Consider the following 17,135-nt stretch of genomic DNA (forward strand, 5'->3'; position numbering starts at 1 on the left):
CGGCGCCGCACGGCAAGAGGACGGGCGCGCGATCGCATGGCGGGTGGCTGCCGGAGCGTGAGAGAAGGCGTGCAAACGGCTCGGGAATTTGCACAAAGGCGCGCCACGAGATCGGCCCGGGCGGCGATCTGACGGGCGGCGTGAAGAGCATTCGCAAGGCCGCCCGAGATGCGTCGACCTTCAACCAAAACGCCCTTGCGCCCCCAGATCAAATCTGCAATAACCCCGCCACTTTCGGAACGCGGGTGTAGCTCAGGGGTAGAGCACAACCTTGCCAAGGTTGGGGTCGTGGGTTCGAATCCCATCGCCCGCTCCAGAAGTCTGCCGCAGAGGCGCGCAAAGAAGGCCGGTCTCTCGACCGGCCTTTTGCATTGCGCAACCTGGCGGATTGCGCGATTGGTTCTCGTGCCGGCGCCGCGAGCACCTTGATGCATCGTGATGCGATGGCTGCACCACCAAGCGGGATCTGCCGGGATGACCCTCGAGATCTGGATTGCGTTTACCCTCGCCTCGGCCGCCATGCTGGCGATCCCAGGGCCGACGGTGTTGCTCGTGGTCAGCTATGCCCTGGGCTACGGACGGCGAAGCGCGCTTGCCACGGTTCCCGGCGTCACGCTTGGGGATTTCACGGCAATGAGCATTTCCCTGGCGGGTGCGGGCGCCGTGCTGGCGACGTCTGCGAGCCTCTTCACCGCGCTCAAGCTGTTCGGAGCGGCATACCTCATCTGGCTCGGGCTGCGCCTGTGGCGCACGTCACCCCGCCCGCTCGCGCTGCCCGGGGGCAGCCATGTGCCGGGCGATCTGCGGCGCATGTTCTGGAACTCCTACGTGGTGACCGCGCTCAATCCGAAGAGCATCGTCTTCTTCGTCGCCTTCGTGCCTCAGTTCATGGATCCCGCGGCGCCGCTCCTGCCGCAGGTCGTGCTGCTCGAGGTGACCTTCCTGACGCTTGCGGCCGTCAACATAGCCTTGTGGGCGGTCATGGTCGGCGGAATGCGCGCGCGCTTCCGGCGGGTCGAAGCCCTCAGGCTCATCAACCGCGTCGGCGGAGGTTTCCTGATGGGCGCGGGCGCCCTGACGGCACTGATGCGGCGGGCGGCCTGAAATCCTGGCGCGCCCCATTCCGACGCGCAGCGATCAGCGATCCACGGCTGTGGGGGCGAACGGCGTCGAGCGGGTTGCTTCGGCGTCGCCCAGCTTCGAGAAAAGCCGCTGGAAGCCTTCCTTCACGCCCTTGAGATCGCAGCCGAAACTCTGCTTGCCGACGATCCGGCCATCGTCGCCGCGGGCGCACGAATCGCGGCTCTCGGGTGTCTCGCTCATGTCCGGCGCGTTCTGAGAGGGCGTCGCCGAGGCGATGGCCCATGCACGCTCGCTCTCCCATTCCGCCCATGCGACGGCCGAGCGTTCATTGAGCGACTCGATCTGCTCCGCGTCGAGATATCCCGTTTCCACGAAACCGAAATCGCGCTGCCAGGCGATGATCGCCTTGCGGCTCATGGACCCAAGAAGACCGTCGAAGCCTTGCGGGTCATACCCGATCAGCGCGAGGCGCTGCTGAAGCTCGCGACGCTGCGCCCGCCCGAGGCCGAGCGCCTTTTCGTGCGCCTGGGCAGTCGCGAACATGAAGTCCATCAGATGGGCATCATGATCGGGACCCGGCGCCTTCTCGACCTTGGGCGCCACCGGCTCCGGCTCGATCGCTGGGGCCTTGGGCGTGGCAGGGACCACATGCACCGCATTGGGGCCGATCGGCTGAAACTGCGGACCGGGCAGGACCGATGCCAGGGTCAGGGAAGCGGAGTTGTCGCTGGCCACCACGATGGGGCCCTTCGAACGGACCTGGTCGCTCAGACGTATCACGGGATCACTCAGCGAGACGGACACCACCGCTGCACCGATCAGCAGGCTGATCCAGCTCAATGGCAGGCTCGGCGCTTGGTCGAATTCCTCAAAGCGCCGGCGACTGCCGACTACATGATTCCCGATCACTCCGAACACCCTCGCACGAAGGATGCGCTTTGCATCCTAACACCACTCCCAACTGGTATAATACGCCCGACTCGGGTCATTCTCCAAGAATGTTTTAGGTTGATCCGGATCAATGCCAACCCGTTCCGCACCTGCGAAACGTGGCGCCACGCGAATCCGGCCGGACAGGAGCAGTGACATGAGCGGAGCAAAGGGTGCAGCCTCGGGCGGGGCGGGCAACCTCTATGCCGCGCGCGAACCCGTCTTTCCGAAGGCGACGAAGGGCTTCTACCGCCGGCTGAAGTGGCTGATCATGCTGGTCACGCTGGGCATCTATTACGTCACGCCCTGGATCAGGTGGGATCGCGGGCCTCACCAGCCTGACCAGGCCGTGCTTGTCGACCTCGCCAACCGGCGCTTCTACTTCTTCTGGATCGAGATCTGGCCGCAGGAGTTCTACTACGTCGCGGGCCTGCTGATCATGGCGGGGCTGGGGCTCTTCCTCGTCACCTCGGTGCTTGGTCGCGCGTGGTGCGGATACACCTGCCCGCAAACGGTGTGGGTCGACCTCTTCCAGCATGTCGAGCGGTTCGTCGACGGCGACCGGAACGCGCAATGGCGACTTTGGAACGCGCCATGGACTGCGCACAAGATCGCGCGGCGATCCGTCAAGTGGCTGATATGGCTGGCAATTTCTGTCGCGACGGGCGGCGCCTGGATTTTCTATTTCGCCGACGCACCGACGCTGGCGCGCGATTTCGTGACCGGTGAGGCAGCCTTCGTGGCCTATGCGACGGTCGGGATCCTCACCGCGACGACCTTCGTCTTCGGCGGCTTCATGCGCGAGCAGGTGTGCATCTACATGTGCCCTTGGCCCCGCATCCAGGGCGCGATGCTGGACGAGAACTCGCTGATCGTCACCTACAAGGACTGGCGGGGCGAGCCACGCGGAAAGCACCGCAAGTCCAAGGATGCCGAGAAGCTCGGCGACTGCATCGACTGCAATGCCTGCGTCGCCGTCTGTCCGACCGGCGTGGACATCCGCAAGGGCCAGCAGATCGGCTGCATCACCTGCGCGTTGTGCATCGACGCATGCGACGACATCATGGCGAAAGTCGGCAAGCCGCGCGGGCTGATCGATTACTGCACCCTCAAGGACGAGGAACTGGAGCGTGCCGGGAACCCGCCGGTCGCGGCCTGGCGCCGCGCTGTGCGGCCGCGAACAATCATCTATTCCGTGCTGTGGTCGGCGATCGGTATCGTGATGGTTGTGGCGCTCTTCATGCGGAGTGAAATCGATCTCGCGGTGCACCCGGTCAGGAACCCGGTTTACGTGACGCTTTCGGACGGAACGATTCGCAACGCCTACGACATCAAGGTGCAGAACATGCAGGGCGATCCGCATCGCTTCCGACTGTCGGTCCGGTCGCCCGAGGCAAACCTCGGCCTCGCGCTGCAAGGCGAGGAGAGCACCGTCTTCGACGTCGCGGCTGACGAGGCCCGGCGCATGCGCGTGTTCCTCGACGCTGTTCCCACGATCCCGCTTCCGGCGCGCGTGCCGGTCCGGTTCTGGGTGGAAGACCTCGAGACGCGCGAGCGCGTGCACTATGATACGACCTTCCGCGGCCCCAACACCGACTGAGTGCGGCGGCAATGCCGTCGAGGAGAGTGAAGCGATGCGGACAAAGGAACTCACCGGGCGCAAGGTCCTGCTGATTGCAGTCGCGGCCTTCGGCGTGATCCTGGCGGCCAATTTGACCATGCTGTTCGCCGCGACCGGAACCTTTCCCGGCCTCGTCGTGAAGAACTCCTACGTTGCAAGCCAGGAATGGAACCTGCGGGCGTCCGAGCAGCGTGCCCTCGGCTGGAAGGCGCAAGCGGCGATCAGCGGCGAGGGTCTCGCAGTTCGGATGGTGGATGCCGAGGGGCATCCGGTCCTGGGCCTGACCGTCAGCGTCGTCATCGGCCGCCCAGCGAGCCAGGCTGAAGACCGCCGGCTTGAACTCGTCGAGGACGCCGGGATCTACCGCGCCGATGTTGACCTCGCCGAGGGCCTTTGGCGGGTCGAGATCCACGGCAGCGATGCCGAGGGGCGCAGTTTCAAGGCCGAGGCCGAGTTGTTCGCGAAGGCAGCGTCCTGATGCGCGACGCGGCCGGGCAGACGGGCGCCGACATCGCCCCCGTCACGCGATCTGGGGGCTGCTGCCCGACCGGTCTTGCGGCGCAGCTGGCCGCCGAGCGCATGACCGAGGCCGGCGCCGGACGCTGGGTGCGGCCTGCGACGCAGGACGCGGTCGCGCTCGACCTCATGGTCCCGGCCATCCGCTGCGCGGCCTGCATGTCGGCGATCGAAACGGGGCTTACCAACCTTCCGGGCGTCGCGTCGGCGCGCGTGAACCTGTCGATGCGGCGGGTCCGGGTGCTGTTCGATCCGGCCTCGGCCAGTGCCGACGCTGTCATCGCCCGGCTTCGCGCGCTGGGCTACGAGGCGCAACCCTTCGACGCAAAGGCGATGGCCGACATCGATCGCGACACGGTCGGACGCGATCTTCTGGCCAGGCTCGGCGTTGCCGGCTTCGCGATGATGAACGTCATGCTGCTCTCGGTCGCGGTCTGGTCGGGTGCCGACGCCGCCACGCGGGACCTGATGCACTGGATCTCGGGGCTCATCGCGCTGCCCGCCATCGCCTTTGCCGGGGTGCCCTTCTTCCGGTCGGCGATCCTTTCGCTGCGCAGCGGCCGCGTGAACATGGACGTGCCGATCTCGCTCGCGGTCCTGCTCGCGGTCGGCGTCTCGCTCTACGAGACGGCGCATTCGGGCGAGCACGCCTATTTCGATGCCGGCATCAGCCTCGTCTTCTTCCTGCTTGTCGGGCGTTACCTGGACCACCGCACGCGGGCGGTGGCGCGATCGGCCGCGGCCGAGCTCACCGCATTGTCGGCCCGCGCGGCCACCGTGATCCTGCCCGAGGGCGGGCGCGCCGCCGTCGCGATCGACGACCTCGCCACCGGCGCGCTGGTCGAGGTGCTTCCCGGCGAGCGTATTCCCGCCGACGGCGTGCTCGAGTGGGGTCAGTCAGACCTCGACCGCTCGATGGTCACGGGCGAGACGAACCCCGAACCCGTGGCCGCGGGCGCCGCTGTCCATGCGGGCATGCTCAACATCTCGGGCCCGCTCCGCATCCGCGTCAGCGCGACCGGCGAGGCGACGCTCCTGGCCGAGATCGCCCGGATGATCGAGGCGGCAGAACTGGGCAAGACCCGCTACGACCGCTGGGCGGACAAGGCGTCGCGGCAGTATGTCTGGGGCGTGCATGTGATGTCCTGCGTGGCTTTTGGCGGCTGGATGTGGGCGACCGGCGGCGATGTCTACCGCTCGGTGATGATCGCGGCGGCGGTGCTCATCATCACCTGTCCCTGTGCGCTCGGCCTCGCGGTGCCCGCCGTGCACGCGGCCGCGAGCGGGCGCCTGTTCCGCCGGGGGATCTTCCTCAAGGACGGCGCCGTGCTCGAGCAACTGGCCGAGGTCCAGATGGTCGTCTTCGACAAGACCGGAACACTGACCGTTGGGCAGCCCGGGCTGATCGCCGCGCCCTCGGACGACGATCCGGCCTGGCCCCTGGCCGCCGCGCTGGCCGAGGCCTCGCGGCATCCGCTGGCGAAGGCGCTGGCGGAGGCGGCGCGGCTGCGCGGGATCACACCCGCGAAGATCGATACTGCAACCGAGATACCTGGCGCCGGCGTCGAAGGGCGCAGCGGCGCGATAACGCTGCGCCTGGGGCGGGCCGACTGGGTCGGCGCAGGATCTGCCGACACCACGGCTGTCTGGCTGCGGGCAGGCGACGCCGAGCCGGTGAAATTCGCCTTCGCCGACGAGCTGCGCGAGGATGCGGCCGAAACGGTCGACTGGCTGAAGTCGCGGGGCCTGCGCGTGGCGATGTTCTCGGGCGACGCCGAGGGGCCGGTCGCGCGCGCTGCGGCGGCGACGGGCATCGAGGATACCCGGGCCCGGATGAGCCCGGCCGACAAGCTTGCGGCACTCGAGGACCTCGCCCGCAACGGGGTCAAGGTCCTGATGGTGGGCGACGGGATCAACGACGCGCCCTCGCTTGCGGCGGCACATGCATCGATGTCGCCCGTCGCCGCGTCCGATGTCAGCCGCGCGGCTGCGGGGCTAGTCTTCACCGGTCATCGCCTGGCGCCGGTGCGGTTTGCGATCGAGACTGCGGGCGCGGCACGCGCGCGGGCGCTCGAGAATTTCGCCTTCTCCGCGCTCTACAACATCGTCGCCGTGCCGGTGGCGCTGTTCGGCTTCGTCACGCCGCTGATCGCTGCGCTGTCGATGTCCGGGTCGTCCATCGTGGTGACGCTCAACGCATTGAGAATCCGGGGGTTCCGGCCATGACCATCCTCGGCCTGCTGATCCCGGTGTCGCTGCTCCTGGGCGCGATCGGCCTGGCCGCGTTCCTGTGGTCGCTCAGGTCGAACCAGTATGACGACCTCGAGGGGGACGCCGCGCGCATCCTGTTCGACGAGGCCGACAAGCCGCGCGACTGACGCCGTCAGTAGACGGCCGCGGCCCGGACCTCGACGAGGACGGCGGCATAGAAGACGAAGCTCGCCGCCAGCACCAGCCCGTGCCAGATCGCGTTCTGGAACGGCAGGCTGTGCCAGAGGTGGAACACCACGCCCAGCGTGTAGAGCACGCCACCCGTGATCATCAGCACCAGCCCCGCATCGCTCAGGCCATCGATGATCGGCCCGCCGATGAACAGCGCCGCCCAGCCCATGGCGAGGTAGAGAAATAGGCACAAGGTCTCGAGCCGCCGCGGCGCGGTGACCTTGATCGCGAGCCCCACCAGCGCCGCCGTCCAGATGCCGGCGAGAATCGGCCCCGCCTCGTCGCGGGCGAGCAGCACGGCGAATGGCGTGTAGGTGCCCGCGATCTTCACATAGATCGCCGCGTGATCGAACCGCCGCAGGATCTCCCGTGCGCCCGCGTGATGCACGAGATGATAGGCCGCCGAGAAGGCAAACATCGCGATCAGCGACACGCCGTAGATGGCGGCGGCGAGGACGGTCGAGAGATTGCCGTGCCAGACCGCGGCCAACGTGATCAGCACCGGCACCGCGACCAGCGCGGAGATCACGCCAAGCACATGCAGGACGGCGTCGGCAATATGCTCGGCGCGCGTATAGGCCGGCAATCCCTGATTTTGCTGCATCGGTGCAGCCGACATCTCGAGGCTCCGTCGCGGCTTCGTTCCGCGTTGAAGGGTAACAGCGCCGCCGCCGCCGGTTCAATCCTGCGGACCTCAAACCTGCGTCCGCCAAAGCACCAGAGCGGGTTGGCGCGGGGCCTCGCTTCGCGGTCTTTGCAGCACGGGAAAACAATGCAATCCTCGCCGCCGGGCGAGCTGTCGGGGGAAACTTTCACGAGAACGGAGGATCATTCATGTGCCACCATTGTGTGACCGAAAGCGTGAAACGCCGGATGCTGAGCCGGCGCGCTGTCCTCGGCGCTGTACCTGCGGCTGCCGCGATCGCTCTTGGCTCGAGCGTAACGGCCCAGCCGGCGCTGGCATCCGAGCCACGTGGCGTCGAGGACCTGACCCACGAACTGCACCATGACTTTCCGACCTATTTCGGCGAGCCCGGGATCACTGTCAGCCAGAAGTTCACCTGGGCCGAGCACAAGTTCAATCTCAACACCATTGCGCTCAACGAACATACGGGCACCCATGTCGACGCGCCCCTGCACTTCTCGGAGAACGGTCAGAGCGTCACCGAGATCCCCGTCGGCAATCTCATCGTGCCACTGGCCGTGATCGATATCCGCGAAAAGGCGGCGAATGACGCGGATGCCCAGGTCACGCCGGATGACCTCAAGGCGTGGAAGGACGCGAACGGCGAATTTCCCGATCGTTGCTGCGTCGCCATGTTGTCGGGCTGGGCCTCGAAGGCCTCGGGCGACGGCTTCCGCAATGCCGACAGTTCTGGCGTCATGCACTTCCCCGGCTTCCATATCGAAGCGGCTGCAATGCTGATCGAAGAGACCACCGCGGTCGGCATGGGGGTGGACACGCTGAGCCTCGATCACGGGCCCAGCGCCGACTTCGCCACGCACTACGCGTGGCTTCCGACGAACCGCTGGGGCATCGAGTGCCTTGCCAATCTCGAACGCCTCCCCGCCAAGGGCGCAACGCTCTTCGTCGGAGCGCCGAAGGTGCGCGGCGGCACGGGCGGGCCCGCCCGGGTTCTCGCGCTCGTCTGATGCCGACCGTCAGACCACTCGGCGATGCCGAACTCTCCCCTCGGGCCGCGGCCGTCTTTGCCGACATCCGCGCGACCCGGGGGAGCGACTTCGTCAACAATTTCTGGCGCTCTCTTGCGGCGCTCGACGACGCCATGCTCGAGCGCGTCTGGGGACAGCTGAAATCGGTGATGACGGTCCCCGGCGCGCTCGATCCCCTCACGCGCGAGATGATCTACATCGCCGTATCGGTTGCGAACGGATGCAGCTACTGCGTCCACTCCCACACCGCGGCTGCCCGGGCGAAGGGCATGGGCGCCGAGATGGAGGCGGAGCTTCTGGCCATCATCGCCCTCGCGTCGCAAACCAATGCCCTGGCGACCGCGATGGCGGTTCCGGTGGATTCCGAGTTCGAAGCGGCATCCTCCGAACCATGAAAGTTGATTTCGCGGGTCCGTGCATCCGAGAATGAGAAAAAATCGCTGCGGAGGACTCACCCATGTGCCAGATCTTTGCCGGCCAGGATCCCGCGAATTACGAGTGCGAGACCCGTTCGATCCGGCTCAACGGGCTCTCGACCTCGATCCGGCTCGAGCGCGCATTCTGGCGCGTGCTCGAGGAAATCGCCGCAGGCGAGGGGGTATCGGCGCCACAGTTCATTTCGCGCCTGCATTCGGAAGTGCTCGACCTGCACGGCGACGTCAGGAACTTCACCTCGCTGCTGCGCTGCGCCTGCCTCGTGCAACTGGGGCGCACGGCGCCCGGCCTCGACCGCATCGCGGCCGAGTAGTAGCAGGCTAACACCCGGCCTCTCCCCCTCTGCGCTAGCATGGCGCCGGAAGGAACAGCAGGGAGAGACCGATGGCGAAGGCCATACATTCCATGATCCGCGTGCTCGACGAGGCGCGGTCGATCGATTTCTACGACCGGGCCTTCGGGCTGAAGATCGCGGATCGCCTCGACTTCGAGAATTTCACCCTCGTCTACCTCCGGAACCCGGAGAACGATTTCGAGCTCGAACTGACCGTGAACAAGGGACGCGCCGAGCCCTACGATCTCGGTGACGGGTACGGCCATCTTGCCTTCGTCGTTGACGACCTCGATGCCGAGCATGCCCGCTTCGAGGCCGAAGGCCTCGCGCCGAGAAAGCTTGTCGCCTTCGCGCCCGGGGGGCCGGGAACCGACCCGATCGCGCGCTTCTTCTTCGTCGCGGATCCCGACGGCTACCAGATCGAGGTGCTTCAGCGGGCCGGGCGCTACCAGTAAGGCGCCCTCCGCGACAACGAATAACGCCGCGTCCGCGGCGCAATAGACCGCCCGGCAACGACCGGGCACGGGAAGGGAGGAAACCCGATGACACGCAAACCGGATCTGCGATCCATGACCAGGCGCGAGCTTCTCGCGTCGGGCGCCAAGGCCGGCGCTGCACTGGTGATCGGCTCGAATTTCGTGACTCATGCCACCGAGGCATGGGCAATGGAAACCACCGCCCTCGAGCCCGCGACCATGGCGACGCTGGTCCAGATGGCGCGCGACATCTACCCGCACGACCGCGTGGCCGACCAGTTCTACGCCGCCGCCGTGAAGGGGTACGACACCCCCGAGGCCGCTCCCGCGATCGAGGCCGGCGTCGCCGCGCTCGATGCCGCGGCGCAGGGCATGGGCCATCCGAGCTACCTCGGGACCCCATGGGAGCGCGACCGCGTCGAGATCCTTCGCTCGATGGAGCAGAGCGGCTTCTTCCAGACCATCCGCGGGGGCCTGGTGACGGGCCTCTACAACAACAAGGAGGTCTGGCCTGTCTTCGGCTACGAGGGCGAGTCGTTCTCGCAGGGCGGCTATCTCGATCGCGGCTTCAACGACATCAACTGGCTCTGAGCCACGGGTCGGGAGGGAACATCATGACTGCACCATTCGACCTGAACGACGACAACGTCGTCGTGATCATCGGCACCGGCGCCGGCGGCGGCGTGCTCGGCAACGAGCTTGCCCAGAAGGGGGTCTCCGTCGTCGCGCTCGAGGCGGGCGGACGCTATCTGCCCGAGGACTACATCAACGACGAGTGGGAGAGCTTCGGGCAGCTTGCCTGGCTCGACCCGCGAACGACCAGCGGCGACTGGCGCGTGGCGCGCGACTTCTCGGGTCTGCCCGCGTGGATCGTGAAGGCGGTCGGCGGCACCACCGTGCACTGGGCCGGGGCCTCGCTCCGCTTCCAGGAGCACGAGTGGAAGGCCAAGACCACTTATGGCGACGTGCAGGGCGCAAGCCTGCTCGACTGGCCGATCGACGCGGCCGAAATGGCGCCATGGTACGAGAAGGCGGAGACCAAGCTCGGCGTTACCCGGACCGGAGGACGCGAGGGCCTGCCCGGAAACAACAACTACAAGGTCTTCGAGGCAGGCGCGAAGGCGCTCGGCTACAAGGAGGTCCATACCGGCCGGATGGCGATCAACTCGGCCGATTACGACAACCGTGTCGCCTGCCAGCAGACCGGCTTCTGCTTCCAGGGTTGCAAGTGGGGCGCCAAGTGGTCGGCCGCCTACACCGACATTCCCCGCGGCGAGGCGACGGGCAATCTCGAGGTGCGCGAGCGTTGCCAGGCGGCGCGGATCCTTCACGACGCGAACGGCAAGGTCACCGGAGTCGAGTATTTCGACGCCGACGGCAATCTTCAGATGCAAAAGGCGCGCATCGTCTGCGTGGCCGGCAACTCGTTCGAAAGCCCGAGGCTCCTGCTCAATTCCGCGTCGTCGATGTTCCCGGACGGGCTGGCCAATTCCTCGGGCCAGGTTGGGCGCAACTACATGCGCCACACCACCGGCTCGGTCTACGCCGTGTTCGACAAGCCCGTGAGGATGTGGCGCGGCACCACCATGGCCGGCATCATCCAGGACGAGGCGCGGCACGACCCGTCGCGCGGCTTCGTCGGCGGCTACGAGCTCGAGACGCTTGGGCTCGGACTGCCTTTCATGGCGGCCTTCCTCGATCCCGGGGCATGGGGGCGCGAGTTCACGACGGCGCTCGACAGCTACGAGAACATGGCCGGCATGTGGATCGTCGGCGAGGACATGCCGCAGGAAACCAACCGCGTGACCATCAATCACGAGGTCAAGGACAAGTACGGCCTGCCGGTCGTCGATGTGCATTTCGACGACCACCCCAACGACATCGCCATGCGCAACCATGCCTATCGGCAAGGCACGGCCGTCTACGAGGCCGTGGGCGCGACGCGCACCTTCCCAACGCCGCCCTATCCCTCGACCCACAATCTCGGCACCAACAGGATGTCCGAGCGTGCGCAGGACGGCGTCGTGAACAAGTGGGGGCAGACGCACGACATCGCCAACCTGTTCATCTCCGACGGGTCCCAGTTCACCACCGGTGCTGCCGAGAACCCGACGCTGACGATCGTGGCTCTGGCGATCAGGCAGGCCGACCACATCGCGGCCGAGATGGGCAAGGGCGCGCTCTGAGTTCCCTGTCGTGACGGCCCTCGGCGGGCCGCGCGGATACTCAAGCCGGGCACGGTGCGTGCCCGGCCTTTTTGTTGATTGAGGTCATGGGCGACCGGCTCGGTGATGCTAAGCTTTCCGCGATGTGCACTGCCGTATCCGCAGCCAGCCGACGCGAACGCGTTGCGGCGGGCGCTGGTGGATGCGCCGAGGTCGGAAAGAGAGCTGGGCGGTGATCCGCAACCTGTTGCGATTTCTGGTTCTGGCCACGCTGGTCGCGGGCGGTGTCTGGGCGTGGAACATGCGTCCCCAGAGCGTGACGACCGCGCGGCTGACCCGTGGCGACGCCGCCGAGGTGGTCTACGCAACGGGCGTGATCGAACCCGTGCGCTGGGCCGAGGTCGCACCACTCAGGCGAGGCCGCATCGTCCAGACCTGCCGGTGCGAGGGCCGCGTGGTGCTCGAGGGCGAGGTGCTCTTCCGCCTCGACGCGAGCGAACTCAAGGCGCGGATTGCCGAGCTTGAGGCACGTCTCGACTTCGCGGAGAAGGAGCTTACGCGCGCCGAGGACCTGTTCGCGCGGCGCGTGGCGACGCGCGAGACGCTCGAGGAGCGTGTCTCGACGGTGGCGGAATACCGCGCCGCGCTTGGCGCGACGCGGACGCAGTTGGCCGAGATGGTGATCCGCGCGCCGATGGAGGGGCAGGTGCTGCGCCTCGACGGCGAGGTTGGCGAGGTCGTCGAACTTGGCCAGACGCTCGCCTGGGTCGGACAGCCGCGACCGCTGCAGGTGGTTGCAGAAGTGAACGAGGAAGACATCCCGCGGGTCCGGGAAGGCCAGGCCGCGCTGATCCTGGCCGATGCCTTTCCCGCCTGGGACCTGCCTGCCACGGTCGCGTCGATCACCCCGAAGGGCGATCCCGAGCTCAAGACCTATCGCGTCTATCTTGCGCTGCCCGACGACACGCCGCTGTTCATCGGCATGTCTGTTGACGTGAACATCGTCGTCCGCGTCGTCCCAAGCGCGATCCTTGCCCCAGCGCCGGCGGTCACGGGCGGGGCGATCTTCACGATCGAGAACCGTCGCGCACGCCGCATCGCGATCGAGACCGGGATCCGGGGCGCCGGCAGCGTCGAGATCGTGCGCGGCGCCGAGGAGGGGCTGGAGGTCGTCTCGCCCGTGCCGCCGGGCCTCGCCGAAGGCGATCGCCTCAGGATCGAGGGGGAGGCCACACAGTGAGGCTCCTCCTCGAGATCGCGCTCACCCATGTCCGTGGCCGGGCGCGGCAGACCATCGTCTCGGTGGCCGGGGTGACGCTGGGCGTGGGATTCGCGATCGCCATGGCCGCCCTGATGCAGGGCAGCCAGGACGAGTTCGTCACCACCCTGATCGACGCGATGCCGCATGTGCAGATCACCGACGAGACCCGAACACCCCGCACCCAGCCCGCCGAGCGCGCCTACGCAGCGGTCGAGATCCACGGGCTGCGACCCCGGGACGATCCGCGAGGCATCCTCAACCCGGTCGAGGCCTTGGCCGGGCTTCGGTCATGGGTGCCCGGCGCGATCTCGGCCGGGCTCAACGTCTCGGGCGTGGCGCGCTACGGCGGCACCGACCGGGGCGTCTCGATCCTGGGCATCGAGCCGGAGGACGAGCTTCGTGTCTCGAAGATCGCGCAGGACATGACCAGCGGCAAGTTCTCCGACCTCGTCGGCGGCGGGTTTGCCGCGGTCATTGGCGACAGTCTGGCGGAACGGCTCGGCGCCGGTCTCAATGACAGCATCCGGATTTCGGCGTCGACCGGCGTGGCCCGCAACTTCAAGATCGTCGGGCTCTTTCACACGGGCGTCGTCGCTACCGACGAGACGATGGTCTACGTGCGGCTCAAGAGCGCGCAGGTCCTCGCGGCGCGCCAGAACGCGGTCAACGACATCCGCATCCGGCTCGGCGATCCGGACGCAGCCTCGGCCGTGGCCGCGAGGGCCGAGGAACTGCTCGCGCTCAAGTCGGTCAGCTGGCAGGAGGCCAACGAAAGCATCCTCGAGGCCTTCGCGGTGCGGAACATCATCATGTACACCGTGGTCGCCGCCATCCTCGTCGTCGCGGGCTTCGGCATCTTCAACATCGTCTCGATCATCACCCACGAGAAGGCCCGCGACATCGCGATCCTGAAGTCTATCGGTTTCCGCGACCGCGACATGCGGCTGGTCTTCATGGCCGAGGGGGCATTGATGGGAGGGCTCGGCGGCGCCCTGGGCGCCGGGCTCGGCGCGGCGCTCACCGCCTACATGGGCACGATCGAGTTCGAGTTTCGCGAGGCAACCGAGGTCACCCATCTTCCGGTCACATGGAACTGGATCCATTACGCGATCGCCGTCGGGCTCGCGCTCGCGACCGCCGCGCTTGCGGGCTACCTTCCCGCACGCAGGGCAGCGCAGGGCAATCCTGTCGACATTATCCGGGGCGCGACATGAGCGTGCCGCTGGTCGAAGCGCGCGGGGTGACGCGGATCCTGCCGCTGACCGTTCCCGTGCGGCTCGTCGAAGACGTCGATCTTGCGGTTGGCCCGGGCGAGTTGGTCGCAATCACCGGCCCCTCGGGCTCGGGAAAGTCGTCGCTTCTCTATCTGCTGGGCATCCTCGACGCGCCGACGAGCGGCGAGATCCTCCTGAACGGCGAGAAAACGCATGCGATGACCTCGGACCAGCGCGCGGCCCTGCGGCTGAGGGGCATCGGCTTCGTTTTCCAGTTTCATTTCCTGCTGCCGGAGTTCTCGGTCATCGACAACGTCGCAATCCCGATGCGCCGCCTCGGCGCGCTGTCGGGGCGCGAGATCGAGGCGCGGTCGGCGGATATCCTCACCCGGCTTGGCCTTGCCGATCACATGCGCAAGCGGCCCGAGCAGCTGTCCGGCGGGCAGCGCCAGCGCGTGGCCGTGGCCCGTGCCCTCGCAAACGACCCTCCGCTGATCCTCGCCGACGAGCCGACAGGCTCGCTCGACAGCGCAGCCTCCGAGCAGGTGTTCGAGATCCTCTCGGACATCGCGGGGCAAGACGGCAAGAGCGTGATTGCGGTGACGCACGACACCGACATGGCCGAGCGCATGGACCGCCGCGTTCACCTGATCGACGGACGGATCGTGAGCGACGAGCGCCGCCGGCCCGAGCGCCCGACGGGCCGCGCGCCAGGGCCAGGGGCCGCGGGTATTCCACTGGAATGACAAAGGGCCCGGATCGGGCGATCCGGACCCTTCTTACATCGTCATCGGGCGCTTCAGTTCAGGCGCTTGCCGACCGCCTCGATCGACTCGCCGACCAGCACATCGGCCTTCTTGTCGGGCATGCGCTTCTTCATCACGTCCGCGGCAGCCGCGACCGCGACCTGCACCGCCCGGTTCCGGACCTCGGCGATGGCGCTGGCCTCGGCCATGGCGATCTGCTCGTCGGCCGAACGAAGGCGGCGATCCACGGCCTCCTTGATGTCAAGCTTCGCCCGCTCGGCGGCGCGCTCGGCTTCGAGCTTGGCGTGCTCGATGATCTCCGACGCCTGGCCCTCGACCTCGAGACGCTTGCGCTCGAACTCGGCGAAGGTCTTCTGGGCTTCCTCGCGCAGGCGGCGCGCCTGGTCGAGATCCGCACGGATGCGCTCGGACCGCGCATCCAGCGCGGCGCCAAGCTTACGGTGCACGCCGACATAGTAGAGGATGCCGAAGAAGAGGATGAAGCTGATCGCGACGACCAGATTGCTGTTCGCGTACCACATTCCCTGTCGTCTCCCCTCAGGCCCGGGCCTTCACGGCGGATGCCACCGCCTTCGCGTCCTGCGCCTCGGGCAGCACCGCATCGATCAGCGCCCCGGCGGTATCGGTCGCGACAGTGATCACCGCCGCGGCCGCTTCGTCGCGGATCTCGCGAATGCGCTTCTCGGATTCAGCGGTGCGCGCCGAGATCTCGGCATCCGCCTTCGCCAGCGCCGCGTCGACCTGCGTCTGGATCTCGGCCCTGGTCTCGGCCGCGATCGCCTGCGCCTTCGACCGCGCCTCGGCGAGCGCCTGCTCGTAGGCCTTCTCGGCGTCCGCGGCGCGGCGCCGGAACTCCTCGGCCTTGTCGAGGTCGTCCGCGATCGCGTCGGCACGCTCTTCCAGCGTCTCCGAGATGCGCGGAAGGGCCACGCGCGACATCAGGTAGTAGAGCACGACCAGCGCGACCGCGAGCCAGAAGATCTGGGTCGGCCAAGTCGCGAAGTCGAGTTGCGGCAGCCCGCCTGACGCATGCGGCTCGGCCGCTTCGTGGATGAGTTCGCCGACGGTCTCGGTCGCCATCACGTTCTCCGCGAATTCGCTGCCCGGTTATTTCCGGGCCTTCTTCGAGCGGCCCCTCCAGCCAGGGGCCGCTTCGGTTGTCCAGCCGAAGATCCCGGAGGGATCAGACGGCGAAGAGCAGGAGCATCGCGACGACGAGGCCGAAGATGCCGAGCGCTTCGGCAAAGGCCATGCCGATGAACAGCGTCGCCGTCTGCTCCTTCGCGGCGGCGGGGTTGCGCAGGGCGCCCGCCAGGAAGTTGCCGGCCACGTGGCCCACGCCGATGCCCGCGCCCGCCATGGCGAGACAGGCAAGACCGGCACCGATGTACTTGCCCAGGAGGGCCGCAGCTTCAGCTTCCATGATCCTTACTCCTTGGTTTGGCTGAATTTCGGGGAACGTACGGGGCGAATCCTCAGTGCATGTGCAGAGCGTCGTGCAGATAGACGCAGGTGAGGATCGCGAAGACATAGGCCTGGATGAAGGCGACCAGGAACTCGAAGGCCGTGAGGCCGACCATCGCCGCGAGCGGAACCACCGCCATCGGGCCCAGCCCGCCGGCGATCACCATCGCGAAAAGGCCGGCAAAGACCTTCAGAACCGCATGGCCCGCCAGCATGTTGGCGCCAAGACGGATCGAGTGGCTGACCGGCCGCACAAAGTAGGAGATGAGCTCGATCACGCAAAGGACCGGCCGCAGCCAGCCCGGCGCTTCCTGCGGCCAGAAGAAGGTCAGGAAATGCGCGCCATGCTTCATGAAGCCGATCACGGTCACCGTGATGAATACCGCCAGCGCCAGCGTCACCGTGACCGCGATATGCGCCGTGGGCGTGAACGACCCCGGGATCATGCCAAGCATGTTCGAGAAGAGGATGAAGGTGAACAGCGTGAAGATGTAGGGGAAGTACTTCATCGAGCCTTCGCCCGCGACCTCCTCGACCATCTGGCGCACGAAGCCGTAGAGAAGCTCGGCAACCGACTGCACCCGGGTCGGCACCAGCGCGCGGCCCGAGGTTCCCCAGACCGTGAGCGCGGTGATGCCGAGGACGGAAATCGCCATCCAGAGGGTCGAGTTGGTGATCGAGAGGAGCTGAACCTCCCCGCCGCCAAACAGCGGCTTGATCACGAACTGGTCCATCGGGTGGATGAAGCTCTGC

At 67.1% G+C, this 17,135-nt stretch carries 20 protein-coding genes and 1 tRNA gene; 15 read left to right on the top strand and 6 right to left on the bottom strand.

From position 1 onward, the window contains the following. Nucleotides 1-241 precede the first annotated feature (241 nt). Nucleotides 242-316: transfer RNA gene (locus tag H0I76_RS17475), tRNA-Gly, on the top strand. A gap of 158 nt (nt 317-474) precedes the next feature. Further along, entirely contained in the window at nt 475-1,104 is a 630-nt protein-coding gene (locus H0I76_RS17480) for a LysE family translocator (protein ID WP_200612912.1), read from the top strand. A 33-nt stretch (nt 1,105-1,137) separates the two neighbouring features. On the opposite strand, the gene H0I76_RS17485 is transcribed toward H0I76_RS17480, so the two are convergent. Next, nucleotides 1,138-1,923: a peptidoglycan-binding domain-containing protein gene (locus H0I76_RS17485; protein WP_200612914.1), complete on the bottom strand. Its 786-nt coding sequence runs from the start codon at nt 1,921-1,923 to the stop codon at nt 1,138-1,140. A gap of 247 nt (nt 1,924-2,170) precedes the next feature. On the opposite strand from H0I76_RS17485, the gene ccoG reads away from it, so the two are divergent. From ccoG to ccoS, 4 genes are read left to right on the top strand one after another with little or no spacing between them, the layout of a single operon-like run. Further along, nucleotides 2,171-3,613 (top strand): cytochrome c oxidase accessory protein CcoG, encoded by a 1,443-nt coding sequence (ccoG, locus tag H0I76_RS17490; protein WP_200612916.1) that lies wholly within the window; start codon nt 2,171-2,173, stop codon nt 3,611-3,613. A 34-nt stretch (nt 3,614-3,647) separates the two neighbouring features. Beyond that, complete coding sequence (locus H0I76_RS17495) at nt 3,648-4,112, top strand: FixH family protein (protein WP_200612918.1); 465 nt, start codon at nt 3,648-3,650, stop codon at nt 4,110-4,112. Beyond that, nucleotides 4,112-6,376 (top strand): heavy metal translocating P-type ATPase, encoded by a 2,265-nt coding sequence (locus tag H0I76_RS17500; RefSeq protein ID WP_200612921.1) that lies wholly within the window; start codon nt 4,112-4,114, stop codon nt 6,374-6,376. The genes H0I76_RS17495 and H0I76_RS17500 overlap by 1 nt, the downstream gene beginning before the upstream one ends. Next, the gene (gene ccoS, locus H0I76_RS17505) at nt 6,373-6,528 is read left to right on the top strand and encodes a cbb3-type cytochrome oxidase assembly protein CcoS (protein WP_200612924.1); all 156 of its coding nucleotides are present in this window, start codon (nt 6,373-6,375) and stop codon (nt 6,526-6,528) included. The genes H0I76_RS17500 and ccoS overlap by 4 nt, the downstream gene beginning before the upstream one ends. A gap of 5 nt (nt 6,529-6,533) precedes the next feature. Here ccoS and trhA read toward each other — a convergent pair whose 3' ends face one another. Continuing rightward, entirely contained in the window at nt 6,534-7,211 is a 678-nt protein-coding gene (gene trhA / locus H0I76_RS17510; RefSeq protein WP_234455409.1) for a PAQR family membrane homeostasis protein TrhA, read from the bottom strand. A gap of 215 nt (nt 7,212-7,426) precedes the next feature. On the opposite strand from trhA, the gene H0I76_RS17515 reads away from it, so the two are divergent. From H0I76_RS17515 to H0I76_RS17555, 9 genes are all read left to right on the top strand, one after another. Continuing rightward, on the top strand, nt 7,427-8,245 hold the full coding sequence (locus H0I76_RS17515; protein WP_200612927.1) for a cyclase family protein: 819 nt from the start codon (nt 7,427-7,429) through the stop codon (nt 8,243-8,245). Then, nucleotides 8,245-8,661: a carboxymuconolactone decarboxylase family protein gene (locus H0I76_RS17520; protein WP_200612931.1), complete on the top strand. Its 417-nt coding sequence runs from the start codon at nt 8,245-8,247 to the stop codon at nt 8,659-8,661. Before H0I76_RS17515 ends, H0I76_RS17520 begins: the two co-directional genes overlap by 1 nt. Nucleotides 8,662-8,723: 62 nt before the next feature. Further along, on the top strand, nt 8,724-9,014 hold the full coding sequence (locus H0I76_RS17525) for a ribbon-helix-helix domain-containing protein (protein WP_200612934.1): 291 nt from the start codon (nt 8,724-8,726) through the stop codon (nt 9,012-9,014). 71 nt (nt 9,015-9,085) lie between these two features. Next, nucleotides 9,086-9,490 (top strand): VOC family protein, encoded by a 405-nt coding sequence (locus tag H0I76_RS17530; RefSeq protein WP_200612937.1) that lies wholly within the window; start codon nt 9,086-9,088, stop codon nt 9,488-9,490. Nucleotides 9,491-9,577: 87 nt separating this feature from the next. Continuing rightward, nucleotides 9,578-10,102 (top strand): Twin-arginine translocation pathway signal, encoded by a 525-nt coding sequence (locus H0I76_RS17535; RefSeq protein WP_200612940.1) that lies wholly within the window; start codon nt 9,578-9,580, stop codon nt 10,100-10,102. Nucleotides 10,103-10,125: 23 nt separating this feature from the next. After that, nucleotides 10,126-11,697: a GMC family oxidoreductase gene (locus H0I76_RS17540; protein WP_200612944.1), complete on the top strand. Its 1,572-nt coding sequence runs from the start codon at nt 10,126-10,128 to the stop codon at nt 11,695-11,697. Between the two features lie 211 nt (nt 11,698-11,908). Beyond that, nucleotides 11,909-12,916, top strand: coding sequence for an efflux RND transporter periplasmic adaptor subunit (locus H0I76_RS17545; protein ID WP_200612947.1), 1,008 nt, complete (start codon nt 11,909-11,911; stop codon nt 12,914-12,916). Further along, nucleotides 12,913-14,151: an ABC transporter permease gene (locus tag H0I76_RS19725; protein WP_200612950.1), complete on the top strand. Its 1,239-nt coding sequence runs from the start codon at nt 12,913-12,915 to the stop codon at nt 14,149-14,151. Before H0I76_RS17545 ends, H0I76_RS19725 begins: the two co-directional genes overlap by 4 nt. Beyond that, on the top strand, nt 14,148-14,897 hold the full coding sequence (locus tag H0I76_RS17555; protein ID WP_200612952.1) for an ABC transporter ATP-binding protein: 750 nt from the start codon (nt 14,148-14,150) through the stop codon (nt 14,895-14,897). Before H0I76_RS19725 ends, H0I76_RS17555 begins: the two co-directional genes overlap by 4 nt. Before the next feature lie 53 nt (nt 14,898-14,950). Here H0I76_RS17555 and H0I76_RS17560 read toward each other — a convergent pair whose 3' ends face one another. The 4 genes from H0I76_RS17560 to H0I76_RS17575 all read right to left on the bottom strand — a co-directional run bounded on the left by H0I76_RS17560 (nt 14,951) and on the right by H0I76_RS17575 (nt 17,116). After that, the gene (locus H0I76_RS17560; protein WP_200612954.1) at nt 14,951-15,439 is read right to left on the bottom strand and encodes a F0F1 ATP synthase subunit B family protein; all 489 of its coding nucleotides are present in this window, start codon (nt 15,437-15,439) and stop codon (nt 14,951-14,953) included. A gap of 16 nt (nt 15,440-15,455) precedes the next feature. Beyond that, nucleotides 15,456-15,998: a F0F1 ATP synthase subunit B' gene (locus tag H0I76_RS17565; protein WP_200612957.1), complete on the bottom strand. Its 543-nt coding sequence runs from the start codon at nt 15,996-15,998 to the stop codon at nt 15,456-15,458. Between the two features lie 103 nt (nt 15,999-16,101). Next, on the bottom strand, nt 16,102-16,341 hold the full coding sequence (locus tag H0I76_RS17570; RefSeq protein ID WP_200612960.1) for a F0F1 ATP synthase subunit C: 240 nt from the start codon (nt 16,339-16,341) through the stop codon (nt 16,102-16,104). Nucleotides 16,342-16,393: 52 nt separating this feature from the next. Next, nucleotides 16,394-17,116: a F0F1 ATP synthase subunit A gene (locus H0I76_RS17575; RefSeq protein ID WP_200613013.1), complete on the bottom strand. Its 723-nt coding sequence runs from the start codon at nt 17,114-17,116 to the stop codon at nt 16,394-16,396. Nucleotides 17,117-17,135: the final 19 nt, after the last annotated feature.

This window comes from Thermohalobaculum xanthum (assembly GCF_016623495.1).
In the GTDB taxonomy this organism is placed as follows: domain Bacteria; phylum Pseudomonadota; class Alphaproteobacteria; order Rhodobacterales; family Rhodobacteraceae; genus Thermohalobaculum; species Thermohalobaculum xanthum.